Genomic DNA, 5,039 nt, shown 5'->3' on the forward strand with positions numbered 1-5,039 from the left:
AGGTGACTTTACTGATAAGCCCGCCAACCGCATGATTATCGTGAAATGCCACTGGAAGATGAATGTATTTTTCAAACAACTGCTGGCGCATGCGCATTACCACCTGTGCACCAATCCAGCTTAGCGTGTAACTACCTAAAAAGTTGAAAACACCCCGTATCAAAAAGAGCGGCACAATCGCATATGCGGCTAGACGTAGATAGTCATGGTCGTTTTTCCCCAGTGATTCGTCAATCATTGGCTGAAGCTGGGAAAATACGAAGGTATCTACCGCGGAATAACCAATCATACCAATGATGGCAAAAACAAAAGGCACTTTATACGCTTTAAGGTACTGTAAAAAGCGTTTAATTTGATAATCCGAGTTGTCGGCTTGTTGCATGTAGTTTTTTTAACCTGTTTGAAACGTTAACAAAAACGCGTTGAAAGTATTGTACTCGTTCTCGCTCTAATTCACTAATATAGCGGCAAAATTGGTTAGTCTGCCAACTAAGTGAATAATGTGTGGCCACTTCATACCTATTTAAAGGTATTCGTGTACATCTTCGTTTCGTTACAAGCTAATATTTTTGGCATTTGGCGATATTACTTAGTCTTTGAGGTGTCGCGGTGTAATGCCTGGTAAATACCAGCGATTATTCAACGTTCCACGTTGGGAATCTATATGAAAAGAATCCTTATCGAAGGTTGCGCTTATATATCCGTGATAGCTTGTTAAATATTGCGTTACGCCCAAACGCTCGTAACGTTTAGCCACAACATAAGCAGGAAACTGCCATCGATTCTCATAACCTTGCGTAAAGATCACAGCTTTTGGTGCAACGTGTTCTATAAAAACATTGGTAGACGACGTTTTGCTTCCGTGATGCGGCGCAATAAGAATGTCGGCACTTAGATTTGTAAAGCTCGCTAAAGTATCTATTGAAGCCCCCTCTGAAAAACCATCCATGATTTCACGGGTTATCAACGCGTACTCACTTGTTTTCTCAATGTCACCAGGAATTAACACGCTACCAGAGTCGCTTGTTATTTTAACCACACACGACATGGCATTGTTGTCTTCTTTGTTGCCATTTGGCGGCCATAGAAAATTGATTGTTAAATTCTGCCAGAGTATACGCTTTCCTCGCTCACAACCTAATGTTGGTGTGTAGAAAGTGGCTTGTTTAGCTAAGGCGTGTTGTTCAATGGCTAATGCCCCACCTGCATGATCGTTGTCACTATGCGTATGAACTACAACATCTATATTCGAAATATGCTTACTTTCTAAAAAAGGTAACAGATGTTTCGTTGCAGTATGAGCATTGCCATTAAACTGAGCGCCAGAATCAATAATCATAGCCCGATCTCCTGCAGTCACTGCAATAGCACTGGCCTGGCCCGCATCAAATACATGCAGCGCCCATGCCGATTCATTGGTAGGTAACCACTTTTGAAAAATGCTTAGCGATGGGAGCAAGAGAAGCGCTACGCAGATAGCTTTGTACCGCCATGTTGGCAAAAGAAAAATAAAAAAAGCGACAATTAGACAAAGTGCCGCACCACTACTTACGTAAAAACTGATAGCGCTCCCAGAAAACTGACTAAGAACGTTCAAAATCGATAACAAATACCCTAAACACGCATCACTGTAATGCATAAGCATGCCCGTAATTTGTTGTGAGAAACTAAACTCAACAAAGTGAATGACCAGCAACGAAATTAAACAAATAGGTAAAAGTAACGTTATTACGGGCAAGGCGATTAAGTTAGTAACAACTGCAATAAAACTGGCGTTACCAAACCATATTAGGGTTAACGGCATCATTATTACGGTAAGCGCTACTTGTAGTTTAAACAAAGACACATACCAAGGTGCTCGCTGTAGCCCCCGAACAACAACTAAAAACCAAATGCACAGTACAGCCCCTATGCTCAAGTAAAAGCTAGCGCTTAATATAGAGAGAGGAAACAGCAACAAACTCGAAGTAAGCATTGTGAGCGCAACATTTACTGGCCGCCATGCATGTCGAGAAAGAGACAGCACGCTCCCCATAGTTACCAGTATCAGCGCACGCACAACTGGCAATGCGCTTCCACTAAGCAACGCGTAACAAAAACAAGCAACAATAAGCACACAAAGTACAGAGGCTCTAATTGGCGCGCTGGTTTGAAACATCTTACTTATTTCCCGCACTCTATTCTTTCGACCTGTTGCCGGATAGTTGATGGAGGCTGAACGTACTAACCAATATTTCGCTCTGCCTAATAGGTCTGTAACATGCGTGAGTAAAAATATAACGGGGTTAAAAAACAATAAGCAGACCCCAGCGATAAGTGATAGATGCATGCCTGATATACTAAACATGTGCCCAGTGCCGGTGCGTTGTAACAGGGTCCAATCATCCAACGTAAAGCCCGTTTTCTCCCCTAGCAGCAATGCGCGCCACCATTTTTCATGAACAAGGTCTAGCTTCTGCAATGTTGTAGCAAGTTCATAACGCACTGAGTGATTATGCTTTGTTTTATCGTGCTCTATCGACTTGATATAGCCAGTTGCATGAATAAATTGGCTAACCAACTGCTGTTGTCGGCTAGCTCCAACAGGATTAGCCGTACCGTATGCAGGTTTAAGTTTTACAATTGCGGTGAAGGTATCACCGTTGTGCAAACAATTTAATTTCACCTGGGACGGAGAAACTGATTGAGGCCGCACGCCTATAGTCCCCTGTTGAGCATATACGATTTTCTTGTTGGCTAAGCCTTCGCTTTTTCGATCATTTGGGAATTCATAATGTTGGTGAGTAAGACGAGCTTTGAAATTAAACGTACTAGTTAAAACACGCTTAGGCAAGGGGGAAAGTATACTGTTGTCTAGAAATGTCGCTGTGCTTTCACGGTTGACAGACTCAATAGCGACAACATAATGATAAGTTGCTTCCAGCACCCTAGCTGTGCCGAAGACACATCCCCCCGACACAACTCGACCTGAAATTGTGACATCTTGTTGAATTTTCCCTTGGGGCAGTTGCCAAGCGTAGTAAAAATGCCCTACACTCGCCACCCAAAGTACTCCAGACAGCAGCCCGCTCACAGCCCAACATAGCAGCACTTCTGGAAATGCATGATGTTCAGCGGGTTTTGTCGTCGAAATGAATATAATGATAGTCACAGATATTATTAAAATGGCAATCATCAATGCCATGCTGTGAGTACTTGGAAGTTTTTGCCAGAAAACTGCACTTATTGCGCTAGCGCAAAAACAGCTTAAGCAAATTGTGATACGATTGACCATGTTTTCACGTAGCAATGGACAGTGAGTGAATGTGGGTGGTGCAATTTCATGTTGCGCAATTCCGTTTACTGTTATTTTTTCTGTCTTTTTTGATTTTATTTTCGAGATGCATTGATATTTATGCCTAAGAAATTTATCCGACGTTTTTTGCCAGATCACCAAAGCATTAAGCAAAACAAAGCTTTAAAAATTTTTGGTAGCGTATTGCACGAGCCCAATCTTTGGCACTTAAACCGTCGTTCTGCATCTGGTGCATTTGGCATAGGTTTATTTTTCGCGTTTTGGCCGGTACCGTTTCAAATGTGGCTTTCTGCCGGTTTAGCTATTCCATTTCGAGCAAACCTGCCCTTATCTGTTGCAACTGTTTGGGTGACTAACCCATTTACTATTCCGCCTATATTCTATGGGGCTTACAAGGTTGGTACTACTGTACTTGGGACCAAGCCTGAGCATTTTGAATTTCAGTTTAGTTGGCAGTGGGTTGTAGAAAGCATTAATACCATTGGCCCTGCATTTTTAGTCGGGTGTGGAATTTGCTCGGTTGTGTTTGGTCTAGCGGGTTATTTCTCTTTAAACTGGGTTTGGCGCTTTCAAGTGAAAAAAGCCTGGGAAAGACGCAGACAAATGCGGAATCAAGAAGCCCACTAGCGTGAGAGCCCTACACTTGAGGGTTTGTAGAAATGTTTACCTTTTCTCAAGCTCCTTACAACGTTCAGTACAATGTACGCCGTAAAAGACAGAGCAAGAATTACAAAAAACGCCACTTCATAGAAGTGGCGTTTTTTATTGGTAACAATCAATATGAGTTCGGCGTTAATTTATTCAGGAAAACCATTACGCCGAGCTCTGTTATTGAATTTAAGCCAGACAGGCTACTTTTCATGCTCTGATAAAAAAGCGATAAGCGCAGCTTCGTCCCATACCTCCACATCTAGCTCTTGTGCTTTGGTTAGCTTGGAACCCGCTTTTTCACCTGCAACTAGGAAGTCGGTATTCTTACTTACCGAGCCTGCCACTTTTGCACCAAGTAACTGCAAACGGGCTTTCGCATCAGAACGCCCCATTTCGCTAAGCGTACCGGTAATAACGCAGGTTTTACCTTCAAGAGGCAAATTATCCGAATCTGGCTTTTCAATAGCTGGCCAATTAATTCCTTCTTTTAATAGCGCATCAATAACATCGGTATTGTGTGACTCGTTAAAGAAATTGAAAATGTGGGTAGCCACCACTTCACCAACGTCTTGGACTTCAATCAGTGCTTCAAGCGACGCCTCGCGAATAGCCTCCAAGGTTTCGAAGTGCGCAGCCAAGTTTGCCGCAGTAGCTTCGCCAACCTCACGGATCCCCAATGCGTATAGGAACTTGGCAAGCGTTGTTTGCTTTGAAGCTTCAAGCGATGCCAGTAGCTTACTGGCAGACTTTTCAGCCATGCGCTCTAGCCCAACAACATCGCCTAACGAAAGCGTGAAAAAGTCGGCGGGACTGTGCACAAGATCAGCGTCAACTAACTGATCGACTAACTTGTCGCCCAGACCATCAATATCGAATGCTTTACGCGAAGCAAAATGCTTAAGCGCCTGTTTGCGTTGTGCGGCACAAATTAATCCACCGGTGCAACGAGCAACCGCTTCATCTTCTAGTTTTTCAACCTGCGAGTCACAAACCGGGCATTGGCTTGGGAAGCTAATGTCAGTTTCGCTACCTGTGCGATTAGCTTCTACCACAGACACGACCTGAGGAATAACGTCACCCGCACGGCGGATTA

4 protein-coding genes are annotated in these 5,039 nt (G+C 43.4%); 1 reads left to right on the forward strand and 3 read right to left on the reverse strand.

Annotated features, from left to right (window positions below; translation table 11 throughout):
• Together QVA83_RS17670 and QVA83_RS17675 are read right to left on the reverse strand one after the other, a co-directional pair.
• Window positions 1-382: ABC transporter transmembrane domain-containing protein (locus QVA83_RS17670; RefSeq protein ID WP_287498755.1), on the reverse strand; the 382-nt coding region annotated here is incomplete at its 3' end.
• A gap of 207 nt (window positions 383-589) precedes the next feature.
• Complete coding sequence (locus QVA83_RS17675) at window positions 590-3,184, reverse strand: DNA internalization-related competence protein ComEC/Rec2 (RefSeq protein WP_502711476.1); 2,595 nt, start codon at window positions 3,182-3,184, stop codon at window positions 590-592.
• 210 nt (window positions 3,185-3,394) lie between these two features.
• On the opposite strand from QVA83_RS17675, the gene QVA83_RS17680 reads away from it, so the two are divergent.
• Window positions 3,395-3,922, forward strand: a complete 528-nt coding sequence (locus QVA83_RS17680; protein WP_014949426.1) for a DUF2062 domain-containing protein — start codon at window positions 3,395-3,397, stop codon at window positions 3,920-3,922.
• A 224-nt stretch (window positions 3,923-4,146) separates the two neighbouring features.
• On the opposite strand, the gene ligA is transcribed toward QVA83_RS17680, so the two are convergent.
• On the reverse strand, window positions 4,147-5,039 hold an 893-nt coding region (gene ligA, locus QVA83_RS17685; protein WP_287498757.1), incomplete at its 5' end, for an NAD-dependent DNA ligase LigA.

The sequence above is a fragment of the Alteromonas sp. AO-Serp genome, assembly GCF_017849675.1.
Lineage (GTDB): Bacteria > Pseudomonadota > Gammaproteobacteria > Enterobacterales > Alteromonadaceae > Alteromonas > Alteromonas macleodii.

What these genes read in the sequence shown, in the direction of transcription:
- QVA83_RS17675 (WP_502711476.1), bottom strand. Translation starts at nt 3,184, where the DNA reads ATGGCATTGATGATTGCCATTTTAATAATATCTGTGACTATCATTATA.
- QVA83_RS17680 (WP_014949426.1), top strand. Translation starts at nt 3,395, where the DNA reads ATGCCTAAGAAATTTATCCGACGTTTTTTGCCAGATCACCAAAGCATT.